The organism is Pseudomonas fragariae (ex Marin et al. 2024) (genome assembly GCF_059621105.1).
Genome location: NZ_CM184369.1, coordinates 5,475,741 through 5,501,362, shown reverse-complemented (window position 1 = coordinate 5,501,362; position 25,622 = coordinate 5,475,741). Strand labels below are relative to the sequence as shown.

37 protein-coding genes are annotated in these 25,622 nt (G+C 55.7%); 36 read left to right on the top strand and 1 reads right to left on the bottom strand.

All coding sequences use genetic code 11. The features are described from left to right. The first annotated feature begins 96 nt into the window (after positions 1 to 96). The 34 genes from rpsL to bfr all read left to right on the top strand — a co-directional run bounded on the left by rpsL (position 97) and on the right by bfr (position 20,508). Positions 97 to 468, top strand: coding sequence for a 30S ribosomal protein S12 (gene rpsL, locus AC54XV_RS23875; RefSeq protein WP_002555494.1), 372 nt, complete (start codon positions 97 to 99; stop codon positions 466 to 468). Between the two features lie 122 nt (positions 469 to 590). Then, entirely contained in the window at positions 591 to 1,061 is a 471-nt protein-coding gene (gene rpsG / locus AC54XV_RS23870; RefSeq protein ID WP_003400433.1) for a 30S ribosomal protein S7, read from the top strand. Between the two features lie 30 nt (positions 1,062 to 1,091). Then, on the top strand, positions 1,092 to 3,197 hold the full coding sequence (gene fusA, locus AC54XV_RS23865; protein WP_003400432.1) for an elongation factor G: 2,106 nt from the start codon (positions 1,092 to 1,094) through the stop codon (positions 3,195 to 3,197). Positions 3,198 to 3,228: 31 nt separating this feature from the next. After that, positions 3,229 to 4,422 carry an elongation factor Tu gene (tuf, locus tag AC54XV_RS23860; protein ID WP_003344210.1) on the top strand — a complete coding sequence of 398 codons (1,194 nt, stop codon included), beginning with the start codon at positions 3,229 to 3,231 and terminating at the stop codon, positions 4,420 to 4,422. Positions 4,423 to 4,563: 141 nt separating this feature from the next. Beyond that, positions 4,564 to 4,875 (top strand): 30S ribosomal protein S10, encoded by a 312-nt coding sequence (gene rpsJ / locus AC54XV_RS23855; RefSeq protein ID WP_002555491.1) that lies wholly within the window; start codon positions 4,564 to 4,566, stop codon positions 4,873 to 4,875. Between the two features lie 81 nt (positions 4,876 to 4,956). Next, positions 4,957 to 5,592, top strand: a complete 636-nt coding sequence (gene rplC / locus AC54XV_RS23850) for a 50S ribosomal protein L3 (RefSeq protein ID WP_002555490.1) — start codon at positions 4,957 to 4,959, stop codon at positions 5,590 to 5,592. 12 nt (positions 5,593 to 5,604) lie between these two features. Beyond that, the gene (rplD, locus tag AC54XV_RS23845; RefSeq protein WP_002555489.1) at positions 5,605 to 6,207 is read left to right on the top strand and encodes a 50S ribosomal protein L4; all 603 of its coding nucleotides are present in this window, start codon (positions 5,605 to 5,607) and stop codon (positions 6,205 to 6,207) included. After that, a complete protein-coding gene (rplW, locus tag AC54XV_RS23840; protein WP_002555488.1) occupies positions 6,204 to 6,503 on the top strand; it encodes a 50S ribosomal protein L23 in 300 nt (99 codons plus the stop codon). The genes rplD and rplW overlap by 4 nt, the downstream gene beginning before the upstream one ends. A gap of 14 nt (positions 6,504 to 6,517) precedes the next feature. Next, complete coding sequence (gene rplB, locus AC54XV_RS23835; RefSeq protein ID WP_003317104.1) at positions 6,518 to 7,342, top strand: 50S ribosomal protein L2; 825 nt, start codon at positions 6,518 to 6,520, stop codon at positions 7,340 to 7,342. A gap of 16 nt (positions 7,343 to 7,358) precedes the next feature. Then, entirely contained in the window at positions 7,359 to 7,634 is a 276-nt protein-coding gene (rpsS, locus tag AC54XV_RS23830; RefSeq protein WP_002555486.1) for a 30S ribosomal protein S19, read from the top strand. Positions 7,635 to 7,647: 13 nt separating this feature from the next. Continuing rightward, positions 7,648 to 7,980 (top strand): 50S ribosomal protein L22, encoded by a 333-nt coding sequence (gene rplV / locus AC54XV_RS23825; protein WP_002555485.1) that lies wholly within the window; start codon positions 7,648 to 7,650, stop codon positions 7,978 to 7,980. Between the two features lie 13 nt (positions 7,981 to 7,993). After that, on the top strand, positions 7,994 to 8,680 hold the full coding sequence (gene rpsC, locus AC54XV_RS23820) for a 30S ribosomal protein S3 (protein WP_003176422.1): 687 nt from the start codon (positions 7,994 to 7,996) through the stop codon (positions 8,678 to 8,680). 12 nt (positions 8,681 to 8,692) lie between these two features. Beyond that, entirely contained in the window at positions 8,693 to 9,106 is a 414-nt protein-coding gene (gene rplP / locus AC54XV_RS23815; RefSeq protein ID WP_002555482.1) for a 50S ribosomal protein L16, read from the top strand. Then, positions 9,106 to 9,297: a 50S ribosomal protein L29 gene (gene rpmC, locus AC54XV_RS23810; protein ID WP_002555481.1), complete on the top strand. Its 192-nt coding sequence runs from the start codon at positions 9,106 to 9,108 to the stop codon at positions 9,295 to 9,297. Before rplP ends, rpmC begins: the two co-directional genes overlap by 1 nt. 2 nt (positions 9,298 to 9,299) lie before the next feature. After that, entirely contained in the window at positions 9,300 to 9,566 is a 267-nt protein-coding gene (rpsQ, locus tag AC54XV_RS23805; protein WP_002555480.1) for a 30S ribosomal protein S17, read from the top strand. Positions 9,567 to 9,589: 23 nt separating this feature from the next. Then, complete coding sequence (rplN, locus tag AC54XV_RS23800) at positions 9,590 to 9,958, top strand: 50S ribosomal protein L14 (RefSeq protein WP_002555479.1); 369 nt, start codon at positions 9,590 to 9,592, stop codon at positions 9,956 to 9,958. Between the two features lie 11 nt (positions 9,959 to 9,969). Further along, positions 9,970 to 10,284 carry a 50S ribosomal protein L24 gene (gene rplX / locus AC54XV_RS23795; protein WP_003317102.1) on the top strand — a complete coding sequence of 105 codons (315 nt, stop codon included), beginning with the start codon at positions 9,970 to 9,972 and terminating at the stop codon, positions 10,282 to 10,284. Between the two features lie 20 nt (positions 10,285 to 10,304). After that, positions 10,305 to 10,844, top strand: coding sequence for a 50S ribosomal protein L5 (gene rplE, locus AC54XV_RS23790; RefSeq protein ID WP_002555477.1), 540 nt, complete (start codon positions 10,305 to 10,307; stop codon positions 10,842 to 10,844). Between the two features lie 13 nt (positions 10,845 to 10,857). Continuing rightward, positions 10,858 to 11,163, top strand: a complete 306-nt coding sequence (gene rpsN / locus AC54XV_RS23785) for a 30S ribosomal protein S14 (RefSeq protein WP_003400428.1) — start codon at positions 10,858 to 10,860, stop codon at positions 11,161 to 11,163. Between the two features lie 214 nt (positions 11,164 to 11,377). After that, positions 11,378 to 11,770, top strand: a complete 393-nt coding sequence (rpsH, locus tag AC54XV_RS23780; protein ID WP_002555475.1) for a 30S ribosomal protein S8 — start codon at positions 11,378 to 11,380, stop codon at positions 11,768 to 11,770. Between the two features lie 12 nt (positions 11,771 to 11,782). Then, positions 11,783 to 12,316: a 50S ribosomal protein L6 gene (rplF, locus tag AC54XV_RS23775; protein ID WP_002555474.1), complete on the top strand. Its 534-nt coding sequence runs from the start codon at positions 11,783 to 11,785 to the stop codon at positions 12,314 to 12,316. A 10-nt stretch (positions 12,317 to 12,326) separates the two neighbouring features. Further along, the gene (rplR, locus tag AC54XV_RS23770) at positions 12,327 to 12,677 is read left to right on the top strand and encodes a 50S ribosomal protein L18 (RefSeq protein WP_002555473.1); all 351 of its coding nucleotides are present in this window, start codon (positions 12,327 to 12,329) and stop codon (positions 12,675 to 12,677) included. Between the two features lie 3 nt (positions 12,678 to 12,680). Further along, positions 12,681 to 13,181: a 30S ribosomal protein S5 gene (rpsE, locus tag AC54XV_RS23765; RefSeq protein ID WP_003317099.1), complete on the top strand. Its 501-nt coding sequence runs from the start codon at positions 12,681 to 12,683 to the stop codon at positions 13,179 to 13,181. A gap of 2 nt (positions 13,182 to 13,183) precedes the next feature. Beyond that, entirely contained in the window at positions 13,184 to 13,360 is a 177-nt protein-coding gene (gene rpmD, locus AC54XV_RS23760) for a 50S ribosomal protein L30 (protein ID WP_002555471.1), read from the top strand. Between the two features lie 3 nt (positions 13,361 to 13,363). After that, on the top strand, positions 13,364 to 13,798 hold the full coding sequence (gene rplO, locus AC54XV_RS23755) for a 50S ribosomal protein L15 (protein ID WP_002555470.1): 435 nt from the start codon (positions 13,364 to 13,366) through the stop codon (positions 13,796 to 13,798). Continuing rightward, positions 13,799 to 15,133: a preprotein translocase subunit SecY gene (secY, locus tag AC54XV_RS23750; protein ID WP_002555469.1), complete on the top strand. Its 1,335-nt coding sequence runs from the start codon at positions 13,799 to 13,801 to the stop codon at positions 15,131 to 15,133. Positions 15,134 to 15,161: 28 nt separating this feature from the next. After that, positions 15,162 to 15,278, top strand: coding sequence for a 50S ribosomal protein L36 (gene rpmJ, locus AC54XV_RS23745; RefSeq protein WP_002555468.1), 117 nt, complete (start codon positions 15,162 to 15,164; stop codon positions 15,276 to 15,278). Positions 15,279 to 15,408: 130 nt separating this feature from the next. Then, positions 15,409 to 15,765, top strand: a complete 357-nt coding sequence (gene rpsM, locus AC54XV_RS23740; RefSeq protein ID WP_002555467.1) for a 30S ribosomal protein S13 — start codon at positions 15,409 to 15,411, stop codon at positions 15,763 to 15,765. A gap of 30 nt (positions 15,766 to 15,795) precedes the next feature. Further along, positions 15,796 to 16,185 carry a 30S ribosomal protein S11 gene (rpsK, locus tag AC54XV_RS23735; protein WP_002555466.1) on the top strand — a complete coding sequence of 130 codons (390 nt, stop codon included), beginning with the start codon at positions 15,796 to 15,798 and terminating at the stop codon, positions 16,183 to 16,185. 18 nt (positions 16,186 to 16,203) lie between these two features. Next, on the top strand, positions 16,204 to 16,824 hold the full coding sequence (gene rpsD / locus AC54XV_RS23730) for a 30S ribosomal protein S4 (protein WP_002555465.1): 621 nt from the start codon (positions 16,204 to 16,206) through the stop codon (positions 16,822 to 16,824). A gap of 22 nt (positions 16,825 to 16,846) precedes the next feature. Beyond that, on the top strand, positions 16,847 to 17,848 hold the full coding sequence (locus AC54XV_RS23725) for a DNA-directed RNA polymerase subunit alpha (RefSeq protein WP_002555464.1): 1,002 nt from the start codon (positions 16,847 to 16,849) through the stop codon (positions 17,846 to 17,848). A gap of 41 nt (positions 17,849 to 17,889) precedes the next feature. Beyond that, complete coding sequence (gene rplQ / locus AC54XV_RS23720; RefSeq protein ID WP_002555463.1) at positions 17,890 to 18,276, top strand: 50S ribosomal protein L17; 387 nt, start codon at positions 17,890 to 17,892, stop codon at positions 18,274 to 18,276. Positions 18,277 to 18,443: 167 nt separating this feature from the next. Then, entirely contained in the window at positions 18,444 to 19,889 is a 1,446-nt protein-coding gene (locus AC54XV_RS23715; protein ID WP_060405923.1) for a catalase, read from the top strand. 154 nt (positions 19,890 to 20,043) lie between these two features. Continuing rightward, on the top strand, positions 20,044 to 20,508 hold the full coding sequence (gene bfr, locus AC54XV_RS23710; protein ID WP_003317095.1) for a bacterioferritin: 465 nt from the start codon (positions 20,044 to 20,046) through the stop codon (positions 20,506 to 20,508). A 94-nt stretch (positions 20,509 to 20,602) separates the two neighbouring features. Here bfr and uvrA read toward each other — a convergent pair whose 3' ends face one another. After that, positions 20,603 to 23,437: an excinuclease ABC subunit UvrA gene (gene uvrA, locus AC54XV_RS23705; protein WP_024659931.1), complete on the bottom strand. Its 2,835-nt coding sequence runs from the start codon at positions 23,435 to 23,437 to the stop codon at positions 20,603 to 20,605. Positions 23,438 to 23,566: 129 nt separating this feature from the next. Here uvrA and AC54XV_RS23700 point away from each other — a divergent pair, with 129 nt between their 5' ends. Beyond that, positions 23,567 to 24,961: an MFS transporter gene (locus AC54XV_RS23700; protein WP_003400420.1), complete on the top strand. Its 1,395-nt coding sequence runs from the start codon at positions 23,567 to 23,569 to the stop codon at positions 24,959 to 24,961. A 9-nt stretch (positions 24,962 to 24,970) separates the two neighbouring features. Continuing rightward, on the top strand, positions 24,971 to 25,522 hold the full coding sequence (locus AC54XV_RS23695) for a single-stranded DNA-binding protein (protein WP_024659933.1): 552 nt from the start codon (positions 24,971 to 24,973) through the stop codon (positions 25,520 to 25,522). The last annotated feature ends 100 nt before the right edge of the window (positions 25,523 to 25,622 follow it).

Below are 25,622 nucleotides of genomic sequence, written 5' to 3'. Positions count from 1 at the left end.
TAGACTCTTGTACCCCTAAATTTGGCGGGGCCTGTGCCCTGTCATTTGCTTTTCTTGTAAGACAATAGCGTCGCAAGACAACAGTGGAGCTAGTAGATGGCAACTATCAACCAGCTGGTACGTCAGCCGCGTAAGCGTATCGTCGAGAAATCCGACGTACCTGCGCTGCAGAACTGCCCGCAACGTCGCGGTGTGTGCACTCGTGTGTATACCACCACGCCGAAAAAACCTAACTCGGCATTGCGTAAAGTCTGCCGTGTGCGCCTGACCAACGGTTTCGAGGTTTCCTCGTACATCGGTGGTGAAGGTCACAACCTGCAAGAACACAGCGTGGTACTGATCCGTGGCGGTCGTGTAAAAGACTTGCCAGGTGTTCGTTACCACACCGTTCGTGGTTCTCTGGATACTTCCGGCGTTAAAGGCCGTAACCAGGGTCGCTCGAAATACGGTACCAAGAAGCCTAAGTAGTCTTTGGCCTCTGTTTGAAATTGCAGATTTCTATTTTTCTGAGTCGATAAGAGTAAGGTCGGGCGCATTCCTAACTGGATGGTGGTCCCGAGCTAACCTGAAGACCGTTTGAGGGCTTATCCATGCCAAGAAGACGCGTAGCAGCCAAGCGCGATGTGCTTGACGATCCAAAATACGGTAGCCAGATTCTGGCCAAGTTCATGAACCACGTGATGGAAAGCGGCAAGAAAGCCGTTGCCGAGCGTATCGTTTATGGCGCGCTGGAAAAGGTTAAAGAACGCAAGAACAGCGATCCCCTGGAAATCTTCGAGAAAGCTCTCGACGCCATCGCTCCGCTGGTCGAAGTAAAGTCGCGCCGTGTAGGCGGTGCTACTTACCAGGTTCCTGTTGAAGTTCGTCCGTCCCGTCGTAATGCTCTGGCAATGCGCTGGCTGGTAGACTTCGCGCGCAAGCGCGGTGAGAAGTCTATGGCTCTGCGTTTGGCCGGCGAACTGATGGACGCCGCCGAAGGTAAAGGTGCTGCAGTCAAGAAGCGTGAAGACGTGCACCGTATGGCTGAAGCCAACAAGGCTTTCTCGCACTACCGCTTCTAATTTCAGCGTCACTAATTTTGCGAGGGCTTTATGGCTCGTACTACTCCGATTGGCCGCTACCGTAACATTGGTATCGTCGCTCACGTGGATGCTGGTAAAACCACCACCACCGAGCGCGTCCTTTTTTACACCGGCAAAAGCCACAAAATGGGCGAGGTGCATGATGGCGCCGCGACCACGGACTGGATGGTTCAGGAGCAGGAGCGTGGTATTACCATTACTTCTGCTGCTATTACTGCCTTCTGGCAGGGTTCCGAGAAGCAACACAAAGACCAATACCGCTTCAACGTCATTGACACCCCGGGCCACGTAGACTTCACCATTGAAGTTGAACGTTCCCTGCGTGTACTCGACGGCGCGGTCGTTGTGTTCTGTGGCACTTCTGGCGTAGAGCCGCAGTCCGAAACCGTATGGCGTCAAGCCAACAAGTACGGTGTTCCGCGTATCGTTTACGTGAACAAGATGGACCGTGCCGGCGCTAACTTTCTGCGCGTAATTGCTCAGATCAAGCAGCGTCTGGGTCACACTCCGGTGCCGATCCAGCTGGCTATCGGTGCTGAAGACAACTTCCAGGGTCAGATCGATCTGATGTCCATGGAAGCGGTCTACTGGAATGATGCCGACAAGGGCATGGTTCCAGTTCGCAAGCCTATCCCTGCCGAATTGCAGGAACTGGCTGACGAATGGCGCAGTAACATGGTTGAGGCTGCTGCTGAAGCCAACGAAGAGCTGATGAACAAGTACCTCGAAGGTGAAGAACTCACCAACAAGGAAATCAAGGATGCTCTGCGTCAGCGTACTATCGCTGGTGAGATCGTTCTTGCTGTTTGCGGTTCTTCCTTCAAGAACAAGGGTGTTCCCCTGGTTCTCGATGCCGTGATCGATTACCTGCCTGCTCCAACTGACATTCCAGCTATCAAGGGTTCCGATCCTGATAACGAAGAAGTTCTGATGGAGCGTCATGCAGACGACAACGAGCCGTTCTCGGCTCTGGCGTTCAAGATCGCTACCGACCCATTCGTGGGTACCTTGACGTTCGTCCGCGTTTACTCGGGCGTGTTGGCATCCGGCGACGGCGTGATCAACTCGGTCAAGGGCAAGAAAGAGCGTGTGGGTCGTATGGTGCAGATGCACGCAAACGCCCGTGAAGAAATCAAGGAAGTACGCGCTGGTGACATCGCGGCCTTGATCGGCATGAAGGACGTCACCACTGGTGAAACCTTGTGCAACGCTGACAAGCCAATCATCCTGGTTCGTATGGACTTCCCGGAGCCGGTTATTTCGGTTGCCGTTGAGCCAAAGACCAAGGATGACCAGGAAAAAATGGGTATCGCACTGGGCAAGCTTGCTCAGGAAGACCCGTCTTTCCGCGTCAAAACTGATGAAGAGACTGGTCAAACGATCATCTCTGGCATGGGCGAGCTCCACCTGGACATCCTGGTTGACCGGATGCGCCGTGAGTTCAACGTCGAAGCCAACATCGGCAAGCCTCAGGTTTCCTATCGTGAGCGCATCACGAAGAATTGTGAAATCGAAGGCAAGTTCGTTCGTCAATCCGGCGGTCGTGGCCAGTTCGGTCATTGCTGGATCCGTTTTGCACCTGCTGACGAAGGTCAGGAAGGTCTGCAATTCGTAAACGAAGTGGTAGGTGGTGTTGTTCCCAAGGAATACATCCCGGCTATCCAGAAGGGTATCGAAGAGCAGATGAAGAACGGCGTTGTTGCCGGTTATCCGCTGATCGGCCTGAAGGCTACCGTGTTTGATGGTTCCTACCATGACGTCGACTCGAACGAGATGGCGTTTAAGGTGGCTGCTTCCATGGCGACCAAGCAACTGGCCCAGAAGGGCGGTGGTGAGCTGCTTGAGCCGATCATGGCAGTAGAGGTTGTTACGCCTGAAGACTATATGGGTGACGTGATGGGCGACCTTAACCGCCGTCGCGGCATGATTCTGGGTATGGAAGATACGGTTTCCGGCAAGGTAATTCGTGCCGAGGTTCCGTTGGGTGAGATGTTCGGTTATGCGACCGACGTTCGCTCCATGTCTCAGGGTCGCGCAAGCTACTCTATGGAATTCAAAAAATACAATACAGCTCCGTCGCACATCGTCGAAACTGTAACCAAAAAACAAGGCTGATTCAGCGCCTTTAGGCTAGGAGTTATTTGTCGTGGCTAAAGAAAAATTTGATCGTTCCCTCCCGCACGTCAACGTTGGCACCATTGGTCACGTTGACCATGGTAAAACCACGCTGACCGCTGCTCTGACTCGCGTCTGCTCCGAAGTTTTCGGTTCGGCTGCTGTTGAATTCGACAAGATCGACAGCGCACCGGAAGAAAAGGCTCGTGGTATTACCATCAACACCGCGCACGTCGAATACAAATCGTTGATCCGTCACTATGCTCACGTTGACTGCCCAGGTCACGCTGACTACGTGAAGAACATGATCACTGGTGCTGCCCAGATGGACGGCGCGATTCTGGTTTGTTCGGCCGCTGATGGTCCGATGCCACAAACCCGTGAGCACATCCTGCTGTCCCGTCAGGTTGGCGTTCCGTACATCGTGGTCTTCCTGAACAAGGCTGACCTGGTAGACGACGCTGAGCTGCTGGAACTGGTCGAGATGGAAGTGCGCGATCTGCTGAGCACTTACGACTTCCCAGGCGACGACACTCCGATCATCATCGGTTCTGCTCGTATGGCTCTGGAAGGTAAAGACGACAACGAAATGGGCACCACTGCCGTTCGTAAACTGGTTGAAACACTGGACTCCTACATCCCAGAACCAGTTCGTGTTACCGACAAGCCGTTCCTGATGCCGATCGAAGACGTATTCTCGATCTCCGGTCGCGGTACTGTTGTGACTGGTCGTATTGAGCGCGGTATCGTCAAGGTTCAGGATCCACTGGAAATCGTTGGTCTGCGTGACACTACCGTCACCACCTGCACCGGTGTTGAAATGTTCCGCAAACTGCTCGACGAAGGTCGTGCTGGCGAGAACTGCGGCGTTCTGCTGCGCGGTACCAAGCGTGACGACGTTGAGCGTGGCCAGGTTCTGGTCAAGCCAGGCAGCGTCAAGCCGCACACTCAGTTCGAAGCTGAAATCTACGTTCTGAGCAAAGAAGAAGGCGGTCGTCACACTCCGTTCTTCAAAGGCTACCGTCCACAGTTCTACTTCCGTACTACCGACGTAACTGGTAGCTGCGAACTGCCGGAAGGCGTAGAAATGGTTATGCCAGGTGATAACGTTAAAGTTTCCGTTACCCTGATCAAGCCAATCGCAATGGAAGATGGTCTGCGTTTCGCAATCCGTGAAGGCGGTCGTACCGTCGGCGCTGGCGTCGTAGCCAAAATCATCGCTTAAGCGTTGAGTCCCAAAAAGAGCCCCCGCACTGCGGGGGCTTTTTTATTGGGTTGACACCTTGTTAGGTCGTCTATAGAATTGCGCCTCCTTTTAACGGGCGTATTGCGCTCGGTGGGAACAGCAATCTGGAGTCTGAATCCAATGCAAAACCAGCAAATCCGTATCAGGTTGAAGGCTTTTGACCATCGCCTGATCGACCAATCAACCCAGGAAATCGTGGAAACCGCGAAACGTACTGGTGCACAGGTGCGTGGTCCGATTCCACTGCCGACTCGTAAAGAGCGGTTCACCGTCCTGGTTTCTCCGCACGTCAACAAAGACGCGCGCGACCAGTATGAGATCCGTACTCACAAGCGTGTTCTGGACATTGTCCAGCCAACGGAAAAAACCGTTGATGCGCTTATGAAGCTTGATCTTGCGGCCGGTGTGGAAGTTCAGATCAGCCTCGGCTAAGACTTGGGTCTTAGTCGTGTAACGCTCTGAAATGGGCGGCCATAGCGGGTGAAAGCCCCGTACACTCATGAGGTTTACAACATGACTATTGGTGTAGTCGGTCGTAAATGCGGTATGACCCGTATTTTCACCGAAGAAGGTGTCTCCATTCCGGTCACGGTCATTGAGATCGAGCCGAATCGCGTCACTCAGTTCAAAACCGAAGAAACCGATGGCTATCGTGCAGTGCAAGTCACTGTCGGCGAGCGTCGCGCTTCGCGTGTTACAGCCGCTCAGGCTGGCCACTTCGCCAAAGCGAACGTTGCCGCCGGTCGTACCGTCATGGAATTCCGTCTTGAAGAAGGCGACTACCAGGCTGGCGATCAGATCAACGCTGAAATCTTCGCCGCTGGTCAACTGGTTGATGTAACCGGTCAGTCCAAGGGTAAAGGCTTCCAGGGTACGATCAAGCGTTGGAATTTCCGTGGTCAAGACAATACCCACGGTAACTCCGTCTCCCACCGCGTCCCAGGCTCTATCGGCCAGTGCCAGACTCCTGGTCGTGTATTCAAGGGCAAAAAAATGTCCGGTCATATGGGCGCTGAGCGCGTGACCGTGCAGTCCCTGGAAGTAGTGCGCGTGGACGCTGAACGCAATCTGTTGTTGGTCAAGGGTGCTGTTCCTGGCGCTACTGGCGGCAACCTGGTTGTACGTCCGGCAGCCAAGGCTCGCGGTTAAGGGGAAGCTGACATGCAATTAAATGTAAATGACGCTCAGGCAATCGAAGTTTCCGAACTGACATTTGGCGGCGAATTCAACGAGACGCTGGTTCACCAGGCAGTCGTGGCCTACATGGCTGGCGGTCGTCAGGGTAGCAAGCAGCAAAAGACCCGTTCCGACGTTCGTGGTGGCGGTAAGCGCCCTTGGCGTCAGAAAGGTACTGGCCGTGCTCGTGCCGGTACTATCCGTAGCCCAATCTGGCGTGGCGGCGGTACCACTTTCGCAGCTCGTCCTCAGGATCACACTCAGAAGCTCAACAAGAAGATGTATCGCGCTGCGCTGCGCTCCATCCTTGCTGAACTGGTTCGTACTGATCGTCTGGTCGTGGTTCAGGACTTCGCTGTTGAAGCACCGAAAACCAAAGATTTGCTGAACAAGCTGACTGGCATGGGCCTGACTGACGTCCTGATCGTGTCTGACGCTGTTGACCAGAATCTGTACCTGGCTGCTCGTAACCTGCCGCACGTTGATGTACGTGACGTTCAAGGTTCCGATCCAGTTAGTCTGATCGCATACGACAAAGTGTTGATCACTGTGTCGGCCGTGAAGAAATTCGAGGAGCTGCTGGGATGAACCAGGAACGCGTATTTAAAGTTCTGCTTGGCCCGCACGTTTCCGAGAAGGCTACGGTTCTTGCAGACAAAAAAGGTCAGTTCGTTTTCAAGGTTGCTACTGACGCAACCAAGCTGGAAATCAAGAAGGCCGTCGAAAGCCTGTTCAGCGTGAAAGTAGAGCGTGTTACTACCCTGAATGTTCTGGGTAAGAGCAAGCGCACTGCTCGCGGTCTGGGCAAGCGTAATGACTGGAAGAAGGCAGTTATCTCCCTTCAGCCAGGCCAAGATCTCGATTTCAGCAGCAGTGCTGAGTAAGGAAGGGGTGCATCATGGCAATCGTTAAATGCAAACCGACTTCCCCTGGCCGCCGTTTTGTGGTCAAGGTGGTCAACCAGGAGCTGCATAAAGGCGCTCCTCACGCACCGCTGCTCGAGAAAAAATCGAAGTCTGGTGGTCGTAACAACAATGGTCGTATTACTACCCGTCATATCGGTGGTGGCCATAAACAGCATTATCGTCTGGTCGACTTCCGTCGCAACGACAAGGATGGCATCGCTGCCACCGTCGAGCGTATCGAATACGATCCAAACCGTACTGCTCACATTGCTCTGCTGCTTTACGCAGACGGCGAGCGCCGCTACATCATCGCCCCTAAAGGTGTGAGTGCTGGCGACCAGCTGATTGCAGGTGCTCTGGCACCAATCAAGCCGGGCAACGCTCTTCAACTGCGCAACATTCCAGTTGGTAGCACCGTACACGGCATCGAACTGAAGCCAGGCAAAGGCGCACAGATCGCTCGTTCCGCTGGTGCCTCGGCACAGCTGATCGCTCGTGAAGGTGTGTACGTGACCCTGCGTCTTCGCTCCGGTGAAATGCGTAAAGTACTGTCTGAGTGCCGTGCAACGCTGGGCGAAGTCTCGAACTCCGAGCACAGCCTTCGTTCGCTGGGTAAAGCGGGTGCCAAACGCTGGCGTGGCGTTCGCCCAACCGTTCGTGGTGTTGCCATGAACCCGGTTGACCACCCACATGGTGGTGGTGAAGGTCGTACCTCTGGTGGTCGTCATCCGGTATCGCCGTGGGGCTTCCCGACTAAGGGCGCGAAGACTCGTGGTAATAAGCGTACCGACAAAATGATCGTCCGTCGTCGCAAGTAAATAGAGGGATACGACAGTGCCACGTTCTCTGAAAAAAGGTCCTTTTATTGATCTTCACCTACTGAAGAAGATCGAAGTGGCGGCGGAAAAGAACGATCGCAAACCAGTTAAGACCTGGTCGCGTCGTTCGATGATCCTGCCACAAATGGTCGGTTTGACCATTGCAGTGCATAACGGTCGCCAACATGTTCCAGTTCTCGTGAACGAAGACATGGTCGGCCATAAACTAGGCGAGTTTGCCGGTACCCGCACATATCGTGGGCACGTGGCAGACAAGAAAGCCAAGCGTTAAGGGGTAAGGAACGATGGAAGTAGCCGCTAAGTTGTCGGGCGCTCGAATCTCCGCCCAGAAAGCCCGCTTGGTCGCCGACCAGATCCGCGGGAAGAAGGTGGGCGAAGCGCTCAACCTGTTGGCTTTCAGCAGTAAGAAAGCCGCCGAGATCCTGAAGAAAGTGCTGGAGTCGGCTGTAGCCAACGCCGAGCATAACGAAGGCGCAGACGTTGATGACCTCAAGGTCTCCACCGTTTTCGTCAACGAAGGGCGTTCGCTGAAGCGCATCATGCCACGTGCTAAAGGCCGTGCTGATCGCATCGTCAAGCGGTCTTGCCATATCACTGTCAAGGTTGCTGACAAGTAACGGAGTCGAAGAGATGGGTCAGAAAGTACATCCCATTGGCATTCGCCTGGGAATCGTCAAGGAGCACACCTCCGTCTGGTACGCAGACGGTCGGACTTATGCGGACTATTTGTTCGCTGATCTGAAAGTGCGTGAGTACCTCCAAGACAAATTAAAAAGCGCGTCCGTCAGCCGTATCGATATCCATCGTCCGGCTCAGACAGCACGTATCACCATCCACACCGCTCGTCCAGGTATCGTTATCGGGAAGAAAGGTGAAGATGTTGAGAAACTGCGTCAGGACCTGACCAAGCAAATGGGTGTGCCTGTGCACATCAATATCGAAGAGATCCGTAAGCCGGAGCTCGACGGTATGCTGGTTGCGCAGAGCGTAGCTCAGCAGCTGGAGCGTCGCGTAATGTTCCGTCGCGCTATGAAGCGCGCTGTTCAGAACGCCATGCGCATTGGTGCCAAAGGCATCAAAATCCAAGTGAGCGGTCGTCTCGGCGGTGCTGAAATCGCACGTACTGAATGGTATCGCGAAGGTCGTGTGCCACTGCACACCCTGCGTGCCGACATCGACTATGCCAACTACGAAGCTCACACCACTTACGGTGTGATCGGTGTAAAGGTTTGGATCTTCAAAGGCGAAGTAATTGGTGGTCGCCAAGAAGAACTGAAACCACAAGCACCAGCGCCTCGTAAAAAAGCTGCTAAGTAAGGGGTACGCCAAATGTTGCAACCAAAGCGTACGAAGTTCCGCAAGCAGATGACCGGCCACAACCGTGGTCTGGCACTGCGCGGTAGCAAAGTCAGCTTCGGCGAGTTCGCGCTGAAGTCTGTAGCTCGTGGTCGTCTCACCGCTCGTCAGATCGAGTCAGCGCGTCGTGCTCTGACCCGTCACGTTAAACGTGGCGGCAAGATCTGGATCCGTGTGTTCCCGGACAAGCCTGTAACCAAAAAGCCACTCGAAGTTCGGATGGGTAAAGGTAAGGGTAACGTGGAGTACTGGGTTGCCCAGATTCAGCCAGGCAAAGTCCTGTATGAAATCGAGGGTGTTACTGAAGAGCTGGCGCGTGAGGCTTTCGCCCTGGCTGCTGCAAAGCTGCCGCTCGCCACCTCCTTTGTTAAGCGGACGGTGATGTGATGAAAGCGAATGAACTTCGTGAAAAATCAGCACAGCAGCTGAACGAGCAACTGCTCGGCCTGCTGCGCGACCAGTTCAATCTGCGTATGCAGAAGGCAACTGGCCAGTTGGGGCAGTCTCATCTGCTCTCGCAAGTTAAGCGTGACATCGCTCGCGTGAAAACTGTGCTCAACCAGCAGGCAGGTAAGTAATCATGGCTGAAGCCGAAAAAACTGTCCGTACGCTGACTGGCCGTGTTGTCAGCGACAAGATGGACAAGACCATCACCGTTCTGATCGAGCGTCGCGTAAAGCACCCGATCTACGGTAAATACGTTAAGCGTTCGACTAAGCTGCACGCGCACGACGAAACCAATCAATGCCATATCGGCGACAAGGTCACTATTCGTGAAACTCGTCCGGTAGCCAAGACCAAGTCTTGGGCGTTGGTTGATATCCTCGAACGCGCTGTGGAAGTCTAAGGGCTAGGGGTCGGAGAAATTATATGATTCAGACTCAATCCATGCTCGATGTGGCCGATAACAGCGGCGCACGCCGCGTTATGTGCATCAAGGTGCTGGGTGGCTCCCATCGTCGTTACGCTGGTATCGGTGACATCATCAAAGTAACCGTCAAGGAAGCAATTCCTCGCGGCAAGGTGAAGAAAGGCCAGGTGATGACTGCAGTTGTAGTCCGCACTCGCCACGGTGTTCGTCGTGCAGACGGCTCCATCATCCGCTTCGATGGCAACGCTGCTGTTCTGTTGAACAACAAGCAAGAGCCGATCGGTACCCGTATCTTTGGGCCAGTGACCCGTGAACTTCGTACTGAGAAGTTCATGAAGATCGTCTCGCTCGCCCCAGAAGTGCTCTAAGGAGATCCGACATGCAAAAGATTCGTCGTGACGACGAGATCATCGTGATCGCCGGCAAAGACAAAGGTAAGCGCGGTAAGGTGCTCAAGGTTCTCGCTGACGACCGTTTGGTCGTTGGTGGGATCAACCTGGTGAAGCGTCATACCAAGCCAAACCCGATGTCGGGCGTACAGGGCGGTATCGTCGAGAAAGAAGCGCCAATGCACGCTTCCAACGTCGCCATTTTCAACGGCGCAACCAACAAGGCTGACCGCGTTGGTTTCAAAGTTGAAGACGGCAAGAAAATTCGTGTCTTCAAGTCGACCCAAAAAGCGGTTGATGCTTGAACACTGCTAGGTAGAAGACCATGGCACGACTAAAAGAGATTTACCGGAAGGAAATCGCTCCGAAACTTAAGGAAGAACTTAAGCTTTCGAACGTGATGGAAGTTCCGCGCGTTACCAAAATCACCCTGAACATGGGTCTGGGCGAAGCGATCGGCGACAAGAAAGTCATCGAGCACGCTGTTGCTGACCTGGAAAAGATCACCGGTCAAAAAGTCGTTGTGACTTACGCTCGGAAATCCATCGCTGGCTTTAAAGTCCGTGAAGGTTGGCCGATCGGTGTCAAAGTGACTCTGCGCCGCGATCGTATGTACGAATTCCTGGATCGTCTGCTGTCGATCTCCCTGCCTCGGGTTCGCGACTTCCGCGGCCTGAATGCCAAGTCCTTCGATGGTCGTGGTAACTACAGCATGGGCGTCAAAGAGCAGATCATTTTCCCGGAAATTGACTACGACAAGATCGATGCTCTTCGCGGTCTGGACATCACCCTGACCACCACTGCCAAGAACGATGATGAAGGTCGCGCATTGCTGCGTGCTTTCAAATTCCCGTTCCGCAACTGATTGGAGTAGGACAATGGCCAAGATGAGCATGAAAAACCGTGAGCTGAAGCGTCAGCTCACTGTTGCCAAGTACGCCAAGAAGCGTGCAGAGCTGAAAGCTATCATCGTCGATCTGAACGCAAGTCCAGAAGCGCGTTGGGAAGCTACCGTAGCCCTGCAGAAGCAACCACGTGACGCAAGCGCTGCGCGCATGCGTAACCGTTGCCGCATCACTGGTCGTCCACACGGCGTCTACCGCAAGTTCGGCCTTGGCCGTAACAAGCTGCGTGAAGCAGCTATGCGTGGCGACGTTCCAGGTCTGGTCAAAGCCAGCTGGTAAGGCGACACCTCTCGCGCCCTCCCGCCGGTTACGCAAGTCACCGGTCGGGATGGAGCCTGAATTTGAATCAAGCCCCTTTTGGGGCTTGATTCATTTCCGGCGTAGGACTAGAATTGCCGGCTCGCCTGAGCCCGTGTTTTTACTTGCCCGGAAGTTCTCGGCGATCAAGCTGTAGCCGCAAGGCTAATTATTTTGTTTTAGGAGCGTCTAGCCCATGAGTATGCAGGACCCGTTAGCGGACATGCTAACTCGTATCCGTAATGCCCAGATGGCTGAAAAGCCCGTCGTAAGCATGCCATCTTCCACGTTGAAGGTTGCTGTAGCAAAAGTCCTGAAGGACGAAGGCTACATTGCGGGTTATCAGATCAGCAGCGAAGTTAAATCCTCGCTGTCCATCGAGCTTAAGTACTTCGAAGGCCGTCCGGTCATCGAAGAGGTTAAGCGCGTCAGCCGCCCAGGCTTGCGTCAGTACAAGTCCTCCGATGATCTGCCGAAAGTTCGTGGCGGTCTTGGTGTGTCTATCGTCTCCACCAGTAAAGGTGTGATGACGGATCGTGCTGCGCGCGCTGCCGGTGTCGGTGGCGAAGTGCTTTGCACTGTGTTCTAAGGGGGGATAAGCATGTCACGCGTCGCTAAGAACCCCGTTAAGCTGCCATCCGGCGTCGAAGTCAAACTCGTCGGCCAGCTGCTTTCGGTGAAGGGTGCCAAGGGCACTCTAGAACTGAACATCCATTCGTCCGTTGAGATTGTTGAAGAAGCTGGTGAGCTGCGTTTCGCTGCTCGCAATGGCGATCAACAAACCCGCGCAATGGCAGGCACCACTCGTGCACTGGTAAACAACATGGTCCAAGGCGTAAGCCAAGGCTTCGAGCGCAAGCTCCAGCTGGTCGGTGTTGGTTACAAGGCGCAAGCAAAAGGCACGGTACTGAACCTTGCACTTGGCTTCTCGCACCCAGTGGACTACGAATTGCCGAATGGCATCACCGCTGAGACCCCCAGCCAGACCGATATCCTGATTCGCGGTATCGATAAGCAGTTGGTTGGTCAAGTGGCCGCTGAGATCCGCGACTTCCGCCGTCCTGAGCCTTACAAAGGCAAAGGTGTGCGTTACGCAGACGAAGTCGTCCGCCGTAAAGAAGCCAAGAAGAAGTAGGGCATAGCAAATGACCGTCAAAAAAGTTACCCGACTGCGTCGCGCTCGCAAAGCACGCCTGAAAATGCACGAGCTGGAAGTCGTGCGTCTCTGCGTGCACCGCTCTTCGCAGCACATTTATGCCCAGGTCATCTCGGCCGACGGCAGCAAAGTCCTGGCAAGCGCCTCGACTTTGGACAAAGAACTGCGTGATGGCGCCACTGGCAACATCGACGCGGCCACTAAGGTTGGCAAGCTGGTCGCCGAGCGCGCGAAAGCCGCGGGTGTATCGCAAGTCGCTTTCGACCGTTCTGGCTTCAAGTACCACGGCCGTGTCAAAGCGCTGGCTGATGCTGCTCGTGAAGGCGGGCTGGAGTTCTAAGTTATGTCAAATCACGACCAAAAACGCGACGAAGGCTACATCGAGAAGCTGGTTCAAGTTAACCGCGTGGCCAAAACCGTAAAAGGCGGCCGTATCTTCACTTTCACTGCGTTGACCGTAGTGGGTGATGGTAAAGGGCGCGTTGGCTTCGGCCGTGGCAAGTCACGTGAAGTGCCTGCTGCAATCCAGAAAGCGATGGAAGCTGCTCGTCGCAACATGATTCAGGTTGATCTGAACGGCACTACCCTGCAGTACGCGATGAAGTCTGCTCATGGCGCCTCCAAGGTGTACATGCAGCCTGCTTCTGAAGGTACCGGTATCATCGCTGGCGGCGCAATGCGCGCAGTGCTGGAAGTTGCTGGTGTCCAGAACGTATTGGCCAAGTGCTACGGTTCGACTAACCCGGTAAACGTGGTTCACGCTACGTTCAAGGGTTTGAAGGGCATGCAGTCTCCTGAGTCGATCGCTGCCAAACGTGGCAAGCGTGTTGAGGAGATCATCTGATCATGGCTACCGTTAAAGTAACGCTGATCAAAAGCATGACCGGCCGCATCCCTAATCACAGATTGTGCATTAAGGGTTTGGGTCTGCGTCGCATCGGTCACACTGTAGAAGTCCTGGATACTCCCGAAAATCGCGGGATGATCAACAAGGCTTACTACATGCTGCGAGTCGAGGGTTAATCGATGAAACTCAATGATCTGAGTCCAGCGCCGGGTTCCCGTCGCGAAAAGCATCGTCCGGGCCGTGGTATCGGTAGCGGTTTGGGCAAGACCGGTGGCCGTGGCCACAAAGGTCAAAGCTCCCGCTCCGGTGGCACCATTGCTCCGGGCTTTGAGGGCGGCCAACAGCCGCTGCATCGTCGCCTGCCAAAATTCGGTTTCGTTTCCCTGAAGGCCATGGATCGCGCAGAAGTGCGTTTGTCCGAGCTGGCTAAAGTGGAAGGCGACATCGTAACTGTGCAGTCCCTGAAAGATGCCAACGTGATTAACCAGAACGTTCAGCGTGTGAAAATCATGCTGTCGGGCGAAGTTACTCGCGCTGTCACTATCAAGGGTATCGCCGCCACCAAAGGTGCGCGTGCGGCTATCGAAGCAGCTGGCGGCAAGTTCGAGGAATAAATGGCTAAGCAAGGTGCTCTCTCAGCGCTCGGCAAAGGCGGTATGTCTGAACTCTGGGCTCGTCTGCGTTTTCTGTTCCTGGCGATTATCGTCTACCGAATAGGCGCACACATCCCGGTTCCAGGTATCAACCCGGATCGACTCGCAGAACTGTTTCGACAGAATGAGGGGACCATTCTTAGCTTGTTCAACATGTTTTCCGGTGGCGCGCTGGAACGGATGAGCATCTTTGCACTGGGGATCATGCCGTACATTTCGGCATCGATCATCATGCAGTTGATGACTGCCGTCAGCCCGCAGCTGGAGCAGTTGAAGAAGGAAGGTGAAGCTGGCCGTCGCAAGATAAGCCAGTACACCCGCTATGGCACCGTTGTCCTGGCTCTGGTCCAAGCTATCGGCATGTCCGTTGGTCTGGCGAGTCAGGGCGTCGCGTTTTCTGGGGACCTGGGTTTCCACTTTGTGGCCGTAACTACCTTCGTGGCAGGTGCGATGTTCATGATGTGGCTGGGCGAGCAGATCACCGAGCGCGGTGTCGGCAACGGTATCTCGATGTTGATTTTCGCAGGTATCGTCGCCGGTCTTCCGAGAGCAATAGGGCAGTCTTTCGAGTCTGCACGTCAGGGTGATATCAATATCTTCGCTCTGGTTGCAATCGGTTTGCTGGCGGTAGCGATCATCGGTTTTGTGGTGTTCATTGAGCGTGGTCAGCGTCGAATCGCCGTTCACTACGCCAAGCGTCAGCAGGGCCGCAAGGTCTTCGCTGCGCAGACAAGCCACTTGCCGCTGAAAGTGAACATGGCTGGTGTGATACCGGCCATTTTCGCGAGCAGCATTTTGCTGTTCCCGGCTTCGTTGGGGTCCTGGTTCGGTCAGTCTGAAGGTCTGGGCTGGTTGCAGGACATCTCGCAGTCGATCGCTCCTGGTCAGCCGTTGAATATTCTGCTGTTTAGTGCAGGGATTATTTTCTTCTGCTTCTTCTATACGGCGTTGATGTTCAATCCGAAAGACGTAGCGGAAAACCTGAAGAAGTCCGGTGCCTTTATTCCGGGTATTCGTCCAGGCGAGCAGTCGGCGCGCTACATTGATGGCGTTTTGACTCGCTTGACCATGTTCGGTGCTCTATATATGACGGCCGTGTGTCTGCTTCCCCAGTTTCTGGTGGTCGCGGCAAACGTACCGTTCTACCTTGGCGGGACCTCGTTGCTGATCGTGGTCGTGGTTGTGATGGACTTTATGTCGCAAGTGCAATCTCACCTCGTTTCGCACCAGTATGAATCCCTGATGAAGAAAGCCAACCTGAAGGGCTACGGTGGCAGCGGCGGTATGCTGCGCTGAAGCACCCCTAAGGTTCGAGGAGTTGGTGATGAAAGTTCGTGCATCGGTGAAAAAGCTGTGCCGTAACTGCAAGATTATCCGCCGCGAAGGTGTGGTTCGAGTAATTTGCAGCGCGGAACCACGTCATAAGCAGCGCCAAGGCTGATTGTGATTTGTGCTTAAGCCCAGCAGCTAGTGCGCTGCTGGGTTGATTATTTGTTACTACAGCGATATTATCTCGCGCCCTATTTCTTGGCTTCCGGGGCGTAGGTAGCTGTCAATTGGAGTCCCACTGAATGGCCCGTATTGCAGGCGTTAACATTCCAGATAACAAGCATACTGTTATCTCGTTGACCTACATCTATGGTGTTGGTCGCACCACCGCACAGAAAATTTGTGCAACCACCGGCGTAAATCCGGCGGTGAAAATCAAAGATCTGAGCGACGAGCAGATTGAACAGCTGCGTGGCGAAGTGGCGAAGTTCACCACTGAAGGTGACCTGCGTCGCGAAATCAACATGAAAATCAAGCGCTTGATGGACCTGGGCTGCTACCGCGGTCTGCGTCATCGTCGTGGTCTTCCAGTGCGCGGTCAGCGTACCAAGACCAACGCGCGTACTCGCAAAGGTCCGCGTAAGCCGATCCGCAAGTAATCGCACCAGCGCAACGACAGGAATTTAGTCATGGCAAAACCTGCTGCTCGTCCTCGTAAAAAAGTTAAAAAGACAGTGGTTGATGGCATCGCCCACATCCACGCGTCGTTTAACAACACAATCGTCACCATTACCGATCGTCAAGGTAACGCTCTTTCGTGGGCTACCTCCGGCGGTTCGGGTTTCCGTGGTTCGCGCAAGTCCACCCCGTTCGCTGCTCAAGTAGCTGCTGAACGTGCTGGTCAAGCTGCGCTGGAGTACGGTCTGAAGAACCTCGACGTCAATGTCAAGGGTCCAGGCCCAGGTCGTGAATCCGCTGTCCGTGCATTGAACGGCTGTGGCTATAAGATCGCCAGCATCACCGACGTGACGCCAATCCCGCACAACGGGTGCCGTCCGCCGAAGAAGCGCCGCGTGTAATCCAGGAGACTGTAAGAAATGGCTCGTTACATTGGTCCAAAATGCAAACTTGCTCGTCGTGAAGGCACCGATCTCTTTCTGAAGAGCGGCGTTCGCGCTATCGAATCCAAGTGCAACATCGAAGCAGCTCCAGGTATCCACGGCCAACGTCGTGGTCGCCAGTCCGATTACGGTACTCAGCTGCGTGAAAAGCAAAAAGTCCGTCGTATCTACGGCGTTCTCGAGCGTCAGTTCAGCGGCTACTACAAAGAAGCCGCCGGCAAGAAAGGTGCAACAGGCGAGAACCTGCTGCAACTGCTCGAATGCCGTCTGGACAACGTTGTATACCGCATGGGCTTCGGCTCGACGCGTGCCGAATCCCGTCAATTGGTTTCGCACAAGTCGGTCAGCGTAAACGGCAAAACCGTTAACGTTCCTTCTTATCAGGTTCGTGCTGGCGACGTTGTTGCTATCCGCGAAAAAGCTAAGAATCAGCTGCGTATTGTCCAGGCTCTCGATCTGTGTGCCCAACGTGGCCGCGTAGAATGGGTAGAAGTAGACACTGAGAAGAAATCGGGCGTTTTCAAGAACGTTCCAGCTCGCAGTGATCTATCCGCCGACATCAACGAAAGCCTGATTGTCGAGCTCTACTCCAAGTAAGGGCTAGAAAATAGGTGCATCCATGCAGATTTCGGTAAATGAGTTCCTGACACCCCGCCACATTGATGTGCAGGTTGTCAGTCCAACCCGCGCCAAAATCACTCTCGAGCCTCTCGAGCGTGGTTTCGGCCATACCCTGGGCAACGCGCTTCGCCGCATTTTGTTGTCCTCCATGCCCGGCTGTGCAGTAGTCGAGGCCGAGATTGACGGTGTACTCCATGAGTACAGCGCCATCGAAGGTGTACAGGAAGACGTCATTGAAATCCTGTTGAACCTTAAAGGTCTGGCTATCAAGCTGCACGGTCGAGACGAAGTTACGCTGACCTTGTCGAAGAAGGGTTCGGGGGTGGTTACCGCTGCCGATATTCAGCTGGATCATGATGTCGAGATCGTTAACCCCGATCACGTAATCGCTAACCTGGCGTCTAACGGCGTCTTGAACATGAAGCTCACCGTAGCTCGTGGTCGTGGTTATGAGCCGGCAGACTCGCGTCAAAGCGATGAAGACGAAAGCCGCAGCATTGGTCGCTTGCAGCTTGACTCTTCGTTCAGCCCGGTTCGCCGTATCGCATACGTGGTGGAAAACGCCCGTGTCGAACAGCGTACTAACCTGGACAAGCTGGTTATTGATCTGGAAACCAACGGTACTCTGGACCCTGAAGAGGCTATCCGTCGCGCTGCAACCATTCTGCAACAGCAGTTGGCTGCGTTCGTGGACCTCAAAGGCGACAGCGAACCAGTGGTAATCGAACAGGAAGACGAGATCGATCCGATCCTGCTTCGTCCGGTTGACGATTTGGAACTGACCGTGCGTTCGGCCAACTGCCTTAAGGCGGAGAACATCTACTACATCGGCGATCTGATTCAGCGCACCGAAGTAGAGCTGTTGAAGACTCCGAACCTGGGCAAGAAATCCTTGACCGAGATCAAGGACGTTCTGGCTTCTCGTGGTCTCTCCCTCGGCATGCGCCTCGACAACTGGCCGCCGGCAAGTCTTAAGAAGGACGACAAGGCTACGGCCTGATCGTCGTAATCACCGAACGCGAGTTTGGTAAGGAATGAACCATGCGTCATCGTAAAAGTGGACGTCACCTGAGCCGTACCAGCTCTCACCGCAAAGCCATGTTTCAAAACATGGCGGTGTCGCTGTTCGAGCACGAGCTGATCAAAACTACCCTGCCGAAAGCCAAGGAACTGCGCCGCGTTGCCGAGCCGCTGATCACCCTGGCCAAGGAAGACAGCGTTGCCAACCGTCGTCTGGCTTTCGACCGTACTCGTTCGAAAGAAATCGTCGGCAAACTGTTCAACGATCTGGGCAAGCGCTATGCAACCCGTCAGGGCGGCTACCTGCGCATCCTCAAGTGCGGCTTCCGCGCTGGCGACAACGCGCCAATGGCGTACGTCGAGCTGGTTGATCGTCCTGTCGGTGGCTCTGTAGAAGCTGCTGAATAAGACATCAGTTTGAACATGAAACCGGGCCCAGTGCCCGGTTTTTTGTTTTCCGGAATTAAGAATTGCTATCGATAGTCATGCTTTAATGAATTCGACGCTGCAATAGCTTTCGACAATACTTCCTCTCAAGCCGATCAGCCGGCTATACACACCAGAGGAAGATGTAGATGAGCCAGAAGACCCTTACGACCGCCGGCGGTGCCCCCGTCGCAGACAATCAGAACTCCCGTTCGGCAGGCCCACGTGGTCCTCTACTGCTCGATGATTTCCATCTGATCGAAAAGCTTGCCCACTTCAACCGTGAAAACATCCCGGAGCGTCGCGTGCACGCCAAGGGGTCGGGTGCTCATGGTACGTTCACCGTGACCCGCGACATCAGCCAATACACCAGCGCCAGGCTGTTCGACACGGTTGGCAAGCAGACGCCGATTTTCCTGCGCTTCTCCACCGTAGGCGGCGAGCGTGGTTCGGCTGACACCGAGCGTGACCCTCGTGGCTTTGCGATCAAGTTTTACACCGAGGAAGGTAACTGGGACATCGTCGGTAACAACACGCCGGTGTTCTTTATCCGCGACCCCCTGAAATTCCCTGATTTCATTCACACCCAGAAGCGCCTGCCGCAGACCAATCTGAAGAGCCCTCAGATGATGTGGGATTTCTGGTCGCACTCGCCTGAAGCGCTGCACCAGGTCACTATTCTGTTCTCCGATCGTGGCATTCCGGACGGCTACCGTCACATGCACGGCTTCGGCAGCCACACCTATAGCCTCATCAGTGCTGCAGGTGAGCGTCATTGGGTGAAGTGGCATTACAAGACCCGCCAGGGGATCAAGAATCTGACGCCCGCAGAGGCTGCGCGCATTGCCGGTACTGATCCTGATTACGCTCAGCGCGATCTGTTCACTGCCATCGAGAAGGGCGACTTCCCCAAGTGGCAGGTGTGCATCCAGTTGATGACCGAAGCTCAGGCTGCGAATCATCATGAAAACCCGTTCGACGTGACCAAGACCTGGTCGCAGAAAGAATACCCGCTGATCGAGGTGGGCGAGCTGGAGTTGAACCGCAACCCGCTCAACTACTTTGCCGAAGTCGAGCAGGCCGCGTTTGGCCCAAGCAACATGGTGCCAGGCGTTGGCCTTTCGCCAGACCGCATGTTGCAAGGGCGCGTATTTGCCTATGCTGATGCGCATCGCTATCGCGTAGGTACCAACCACCAGCAGCTGCCGATCAATGCGCCCAAGAGTCCGGTGCACAGCTATCAGCGTGACGGGGCGATGGCCTTCGGCACCAATGGCGGTGCGACGCCAAACTATGAACCGAACAGCTACTCGGATGCGCCGAAAGAGAATCCGCGCTACGCGGAGCCTGCGCTGTCTCTGAACGGTGCAGCAGATCGTCATGATCATCGAGTAGACGGCGATTACTACAGTCAGGCAGGCAAGTTGTTCAACCTGATGAGCGCTGATCAGCAAGCCCTGTTGATTGGCAATATTGCCGGCGCAATGGCAGGCGTTTCCAGTGATGTCGTGCAACGTCAGTTGCAGCATTTCTACAAAGCTGACCCTGCTTACGGCGAAGGCATTGCCCGCGCATTGGACGTAAAACTGGGCTGAGTCGAAGTGAGAAACAGAACCGCCCTCATTTGGGCGGTTTTTCGCTTCTTAACGGCGTAATTTCGCCACTTTTCGTCGGTTTATTGCGTTTTTCTAAGTGACCTCGCGCGGCGCTTGGTTCAAACTATTGTCTTTGAAGCAGGAGTCTGGTGCGATGCAAGGCCACCCCGAAGTAATCGATTATCTCAACACGTTGCTCACGGGCGAACTGGCAGCTCGTGACCAATATTTCGTTCACTCACGCATGTACGAAGACTGGGGCTTTTCGAAGCTCTACGAGCGTATCAATCATGAGATGGAAGAAGAGGCGCAACACGCTGATGCGTTGATGCGTCGTATCCTGATGCTGGAAGGCACGCCGCGCATGCGCCCGGACGACCTCGACGTCGGCACCACAGTGCCTGAGATGCTCGCCAGCGATCTGCGTCTCGAATACAAGGTACGTGCTGCCCTGTGCAAGGGTATCGAGCTCTGTGAGCTGCACAGCGACTACGTGACCCGAGAAATCCTGCGCGTGCAGCTGGCTGATACCGAAGAAGACCATACCTACTGGCTCGAACAGCAGATGGGGCTGATCAAGTCCATCGGCCTGCAGAACTACCTGCAATCGCAGTTCTGATTCAGCCGCTCATAAAAAAGCTCCTGCACTTGCGTGACAGGAGCTTTTTTGTATCCGGGTTCGACTGACGCCGAACCCGTTTTCGTCACACTCGTCAGGCTTTGTCTCTGGTCAACAGAGGTTTCAGGTAATGACCGGTGTAGGACTGTTCCATCTCGGCGACTTGTTCAGGTGTGCCCGTCGCAATGATCTGCCCACCTCGCGAACCGCCTTCCGGACCCAGGTCCACCAGCCAGTCGGCCGTTTTGATCACATCCAGATTGTGCTCGATCACCACCACGGTATTGCCGTGGTCGCGCAGGCGATGCAATACATCCAGCAGCTGCTGAATATCCGCGAAGTGCAGGCCTGTGGTCGGCTCGTCGAGGATGTACAACGTCTTGCCGGTGTCGCGCTTGGACAGCTCACGCGACAGCTTGACCCGCTGTGCCTCACCGCCTGACAAGGTCGTCGCCGATTGCCCCAGCTTGATATAGGAAAGTCCTACATCCATTAGGGTTTGCAGCTTGCGCGCCAGTGCCGGAACGGCGTCGAAGAACTCACGCGCTTCCTCGATGGTCATTTCCAGCACTTCGTGGACGTTCTTGCCCTTGTACTTGACCTCAAGCGTTTCGCGGTTGTAACGCTTGCTCTTGCACACGTCGCAGGGCACGTAGATGTCTGGCAAAAAGTGCATCTCGACCTTGATCAGCCCGTCGCCCTGGCACGCCTCGCAGCGGCCGCCCTTGACGTTGAACGAGAACCGCCCCGGACCATAGCCCCGCGAGCGTGATTCCGGAACCCCGGCGAACAGCTCGCGAATCGGCGTGAACAGCCCGGTGTAGGTCGCCGGGTTGGAGCGTGGTGTACGACCGATAGGGCTCTGGTCGATGTCCACCACCTTGTCCAGATGCTGCAGGCCGTTGATGCTGTCGTGCGTAGCCGCTTCCAGCGTCGTGGCGCCGTTCAGCGCCGTAGCGCTCAGCGGGAACAGCGTGTTGTTGATCAGCGTCGACTTGCCCGATCCGGAAACACCCGTCACGCAGGTCAGCAGGCCGATCGGGATGTCGAGATTGACGTTTTGCAGGTTGTTGCCACGCGCGCCCTTGAGGGTTAGCGAGAGCTTCTTGTTACGCGGGGTGCGCTTGGCGGGAACGGCAATCTTCACGCGCCCTGACAGGTATTTGCCGGTCAGCGAGTCGGGATGCGACATCACCTCGTCCGGCGTACCTTCGGCGACAATATGACCACCATGCACGCCGGCCCCCGGGCCGATGTCGACCACGTAGTCGGCCAGGCGAATCGCATCTTCATCGTGCTCGACCACAATCACCGTATTGCCGATGTCGCGCAGGTGCTTGAGTGTGCCCAGCAAACGATCGTTGTCGCGCTGGTGCAGACCGATGGACGGCTCATCGAGGATGTACATCACCCCGACCAGCCCCGCACCGATCTGGCTGGCCAGACGGATACGCTGTGCTTCGCCGCCGGACAGGGTGTCTGCGCTACGGTCCAGGGTCAGGTAGTCCAGGCCCACGTTGACCAGAAACTGCAGACGCTCACGGATTTCCTTGAGAATCTTGTCGGCGATCTCGCCACGTCGTCCGGTCAGCTTGAGCGTTTCAAAGTAATGCGTCGCGTCGCCAATCGGCAGACTGGTGACTGCAGGCAGAGTCTTTTCACCCACCCACACATGGCGCGCTTCGCGACGCAGGCGAGTGCCTCGGCAGTCAGGGCAGGGCTGTGTGCCCAGGAACTTGGCCAGCTCTTCGCGGACCGTAGCCGATTCGGTTTCCCGATAACGACGCTCCAGATTCGGCACGATGCCTTCGAACGGGTGCGCACGCTTGACGATATCGCCACGGTCATTGAGGTAGCGGAAATCGACACTCTGCGAGCCACTGCCGTTGAGCAGAATCTTCTGCATGTCGGCGGGGATCTGCTTGAATGGCATTTCCAGGCTGAAGCCATAGTGCTTGGAGAGCGAGCCGAGCATCTGGAAGTAATAGACATTACGCCTGTCCCAGCCTCGTATCGCGCCTTCGGCAAGCGTCAGTTCGGCATTCACCAGCCGCTTGATATCGAAGAACTGCTTCACGCCCAGACCGTCGCAGGTCGGGCAGGCGCCAGCCGGGTTGTTGAAGGAGAACAGCTTCGGTTCCAGCTCGCTGATCGCATGGCCACAGATAGGGCAGGCGAAGCGGGCAGAGAAGATCACTTCCTCGCCTGGCTCGTCGTCCATCGGCGCCACCAGGGCGATACCGTCGGCCAGCTTCAGGGCGGTCTCGAAGGACTCGGCCAGACGCTGCTGCAGATCGGCGCGGACCTTGAAACGGTCCACGACCACATCGATCGAGTGCTTCTTCTGCTTGTCCAGCTTCGGCAGCTCATCCAGCTCGCACAGCTTGCCGTTGACTCGCGCCCGGACAAAGCCTTGCGCGCGCAGCTCTTCAAAAACCGAAAGATGCTCACCCTTGCGCTCGCGGATAACCGGCGCAAGCAGCATCAATTTGCTGCCCTCCGGCTGGGTCAGCACCAGGTCGACCATCTGGCTGACCGTCTGGGCTTCCAGCGGAATATCGTGGTCGGGGCAGCGAGGCTGGCCGACGCGCGCATACAAAAGACGCAGGTAGTCGTAAATTTCGGTGATCGTACCCACGGTCGAGCGCGGGTTATGTGAAGTAGACTTCTGCTCGATGGAGATCGCCGGCGACAGACCTTCGATCGTATCGACGTCCGGTTTTTCCATCATCGACAGAAACTGGCGGGCATAGGCAGACAGCGATTCGACGTAGCGGCGTTGCCCTTCGGCGTACAGCGTATCGAAAGCCAGCGAAGACTTGCCTGAGCCGGAGAGCCCGGTGATAACGATCAGTTTGTCGCGGGGAAGTGTCAGGTCAATATTTTTCAGGTTGTGGGTTCGTGCCCCACGTATCAGGATCTTGTCCACTGCGGCCTCGCTTGGCGGGCATAAACGACGGAGTATACGGCTCCGAGCCATCACGCGGCAAAGCGTCGCGTATGTGCTGTACAACGATGGGACTGGTAGAATCGCCGCCGGTTCACACGAGGTTATTCCATGCACGATACCCACAGCGAGCGTATGAGTAGCGGCGAGACCCGCGCAGCAGGCGGTCTGGCCCTGGTGTTCGCGTTCCGCATGCTTGGCATGTTCATGGTCTTGCCGGTTCTGGCAACCTACGGCATGGACCTGGCAGGCGCGAGCCCTGCACTGATCGGTCTGGCGATTGGCGCCTACGGCCTGACCCAGGCGGTGTTGCAGATACCGTTCGGGATCATTTCCGACCGTATCGGCCGGCGACCGGTCATTTATTTCGGCCTGATCATCTTTGCGATCGGCAGCGTGGTGGCGGCGAACGCGGATTCGATCTGGGGAATCATTGCCGGACGTATCCTGCAGGGGGCTGGCGCCATTTCCGCGGCAGTCATGGCGCTGCTCTCCGACCTGACCCGCGAACAACACCGCACCAAGGCCATGGCCATGATCGGGATGACCATTGGTCTGTCGTTCGCCATCGCCATGGTTGTCGGCCCGGTGATCACCGGCATGTTCGGGCTTTCCGGATTGTTCCTGGCCACCGGCGGCATGGCCTTGATAGGCGTTCTCATCGTCGCCTACGTGGTGCCCAAGGCCAGCGGGGCATTAATGCATCGCGAGTCCGGCGTCGCCAAACAGGCGCTGGGGGCGACGTTGCGTCATCCGGACCTGCTGCGCCTGGATTTGGGTATCTTCGTGTTGCATGCGATGCTCATGTCCAGCTTCGTGGCCTTGCCACTGGCGCTGGTCGAAAAAGCCGGTCTGCCCAAGGAAGAACACTGGTGGGTCTACCTGACCGCCTTGCTGGTTTCCTTCTTCGCGATGATCCCGTTCATCATCTATGGCGAGAAGAAACGTCAAATGAAGCGCGTTCTGCTGGGCGCCGTCACAGTTTTGATGCTGGCTGAGCTATTCTTCTGGGCCTACGGGGACACGTTGCGGGCACTGGTCATAGGGACAGTGGTATTCTTCACCGCGTTCAACCTGCTGGAAGCATCCTTGCCGTCGTTGATCAGCAAGGTTTCACCGGCCGGCGGAAAAGGCACGGCAATGGGAGTTTATTCCACCAGCCAGTTTCTTGGATCGGCCGCAGGTGGGATACTGGGCGGCTGGTTGTTCCAGCACGGTGGGCTCGATGTGGTGTTCCTGGGTGGTGCAGCCATGGCCGCCGTCTGGCTCGCCTTCGCAGTGACCATGCGAGAACCGCCTTACGTGACCAGCCTACGTCTGCCGTTGTCGCCGCAGGCGCAGCGTGAAGCAGGCCTGGCAGAGCGTTTGATGTCCGTAGCAGGCGTGACAGATGCAGTGGTGGTTGCGGAAGAGGCAGCCATCTACATAAAACTCGACACAAAATTATTGGATCGTGCCTCTCTCGAAAAGCTGGTCAATCCAGCATCAGAAGCGTGCGAAGCCTAGGAGAACGTTATGGCCCGTGGGGTTAACAAAGTCATATTGGTCGGTACATGCGGCCAGGATCCCGAAGTTCGCTACTTGCCTAACGGTAACGCCGTGACCAACCTGAGTCTGGCCACCAGCGAACAATGGACTGACAAGCAGAGCGGCGAGAAAAAAGAAAAAACCGAATGGCACCGTGTTTCGATGTTCGGCAAGGTCGCGGAAATCGCCGGCGAATACCTGCGCAAGGGTTCGCAGGTCTACATCGAAGGCAAGCTGCAGACCCGCGAGTGGGAAAAAGACGGCATCAAGCGCTACACCACTGAAATCGTCGTCGACATGCAGGGCACCATGCAACTGCTGGGCGGCCGTCCACAGGGTGACGCTCAACAAGGTCAAGGCGGTGGTGGCAACTACAACCAGTCCGCGCCTCGTCCACAGCAGTCGCGCCCACAACAGTCGGCGCCGCAGCAGAACTACAATCAGCAGCCGCCACAACGCGACTCGCGTCCAGCGCCGCAACAACAAGCGCCGCAGCCAGCTGCTGACTTTGATAGCTTTGATGATGATATTCCGTTCTAGCGCATACAGCTGGAACCCGTTGTTCAGGTCCAGAGCCGGAGCCCCCGTTTATCGGGGGCTTCGTCGTTTTCAGGCGTCACAAAGCGCTGAACCACTCTGG

Excerpts from the sequence above, each read along its gene's own strand:
- rpsL (WP_002555494.1), top strand. The coding sequence starts at position 97 with ATGGCAACTATCAACCAGCTGGTACGTCAGCCGCGTAAGCGTATCGTC.
- rpsG (WP_003400433.1), top strand. The coding sequence starts at position 591 with ATGCCAAGAAGACGCGTAGCAGCCAAGCGCGATGTGCTTGACGATCCA.
- fusA (WP_003400432.1), top strand. The coding sequence starts at position 1,092 with ATGGCTCGTACTACTCCGATTGGCCGCTACCGTAACATTGGTATCGTC.
- rpsJ (WP_002555491.1), top strand. The coding sequence starts at position 4,564 with ATGCAAAACCAGCAAATCCGTATCAGGTTGAAGGCTTTTGACCATCGC.
- rplC (WP_002555490.1), top strand. The coding sequence starts at position 4,957 with ATGACTATTGGTGTAGTCGGTCGTAAATGCGGTATGACCCGTATTTTC.
- rplD (WP_002555489.1), top strand. The coding sequence starts at position 5,605 with ATGCAATTAAATGTAAATGACGCTCAGGCAATCGAAGTTTCCGAACTG.
- rplW (WP_002555488.1), top strand. The coding sequence starts at position 6,204 with ATGAACCAGGAACGCGTATTTAAAGTTCTGCTTGGCCCGCACGTTTCC.
- rplB (WP_003317104.1), top strand. The coding sequence starts at position 6,518 with ATGGCAATCGTTAAATGCAAACCGACTTCCCCTGGCCGCCGTTTTGTG.
- rplV (WP_002555485.1), top strand. The coding sequence starts at position 7,648 with ATGGAAGTAGCCGCTAAGTTGTCGGGCGCTCGAATCTCCGCCCAGAAA.
- rpsC (WP_003176422.1), top strand. The coding sequence starts at position 7,994 with ATGGGTCAGAAAGTACATCCCATTGGCATTCGCCTGGGAATCGTCAAG.
- rplP (WP_002555482.1), top strand. The coding sequence starts at position 8,693 with ATGTTGCAACCAAAGCGTACGAAGTTCCGCAAGCAGATGACCGGCCAC.
- rpmC (WP_002555481.1), top strand. The coding sequence starts at position 9,106 with ATGAAAGCGAATGAACTTCGTGAAAAATCAGCACAGCAGCTGAACGAG.
- rpsQ (WP_002555480.1), top strand. The coding sequence starts at position 9,300 with ATGGCTGAAGCCGAAAAAACTGTCCGTACGCTGACTGGCCGTGTTGTC.
- rplN (WP_002555479.1), top strand. The coding sequence starts at position 9,590 with ATGATTCAGACTCAATCCATGCTCGATGTGGCCGATAACAGCGGCGCA.
- rplX (WP_003317102.1), top strand. The coding sequence starts at position 9,970 with ATGCAAAAGATTCGTCGTGACGACGAGATCATCGTGATCGCCGGCAAA.
- rplE (WP_002555477.1), top strand. The coding sequence starts at position 10,305 with ATGGCACGACTAAAAGAGATTTACCGGAAGGAAATCGCTCCGAAACTT.
- rpsN (WP_003400428.1), top strand. The coding sequence starts at position 10,858 with ATGGCCAAGATGAGCATGAAAAACCGTGAGCTGAAGCGTCAGCTCACT.
- rpsH (WP_002555475.1), top strand. The coding sequence starts at position 11,378 with ATGAGTATGCAGGACCCGTTAGCGGACATGCTAACTCGTATCCGTAAT.
- rplF (WP_002555474.1), top strand. The coding sequence starts at position 11,783 with ATGTCACGCGTCGCTAAGAACCCCGTTAAGCTGCCATCCGGCGTCGAA.
- rplR (WP_002555473.1), top strand. The coding sequence starts at position 12,327 with ATGACCGTCAAAAAAGTTACCCGACTGCGTCGCGCTCGCAAAGCACGC.
- rpsE (WP_003317099.1), top strand. The coding sequence starts at position 12,681 with ATGTCAAATCACGACCAAAAACGCGACGAAGGCTACATCGAGAAGCTG.
- rpmD (WP_002555471.1), top strand. The coding sequence starts at position 13,184 with ATGGCTACCGTTAAAGTAACGCTGATCAAAAGCATGACCGGCCGCATC.
- rplO (WP_002555470.1), top strand. The coding sequence starts at position 13,364 with ATGAAACTCAATGATCTGAGTCCAGCGCCGGGTTCCCGTCGCGAAAAG.
- secY (WP_002555469.1), top strand. The coding sequence starts at position 13,799 with ATGGCTAAGCAAGGTGCTCTCTCAGCGCTCGGCAAAGGCGGTATGTCT.
- rpmJ (WP_002555468.1), top strand. The coding sequence starts at position 15,162 with ATGAAAGTTCGTGCATCGGTGAAAAAGCTGTGCCGTAACTGCAAGATT.
- rpsM (WP_002555467.1), top strand. The coding sequence starts at position 15,409 with ATGGCCCGTATTGCAGGCGTTAACATTCCAGATAACAAGCATACTGTT.
- rpsK (WP_002555466.1), top strand. The coding sequence starts at position 15,796 with ATGGCAAAACCTGCTGCTCGTCCTCGTAAAAAAGTTAAAAAGACAGTG.
- rpsD (WP_002555465.1), top strand. The coding sequence starts at position 16,204 with ATGGCTCGTTACATTGGTCCAAAATGCAAACTTGCTCGTCGTGAAGGC.
- AC54XV_RS23725 (WP_002555464.1), top strand. The coding sequence starts at position 16,847 with ATGCAGATTTCGGTAAATGAGTTCCTGACACCCCGCCACATTGATGTG.
- rplQ (WP_002555463.1), top strand. The coding sequence starts at position 17,890 with ATGCGTCATCGTAAAAGTGGACGTCACCTGAGCCGTACCAGCTCTCAC.
- AC54XV_RS23715 (WP_060405923.1), top strand. The coding sequence starts at position 18,444 with ATGAGCCAGAAGACCCTTACGACCGCCGGCGGTGCCCCCGTCGCAGAC.
- bfr (WP_003317095.1), top strand. The coding sequence starts at position 20,044 with ATGCAAGGCCACCCCGAAGTAATCGATTATCTCAACACGTTGCTCACG.
- AC54XV_RS23700 (WP_003400420.1), top strand. The coding sequence starts at position 23,567 with ATGCACGATACCCACAGCGAGCGTATGAGTAGCGGCGAGACCCGCGCA.
- AC54XV_RS23695 (WP_024659933.1), top strand. The coding sequence starts at position 24,971 with ATGGCCCGTGGGGTTAACAAAGTCATATTGGTCGGTACATGCGGCCAG.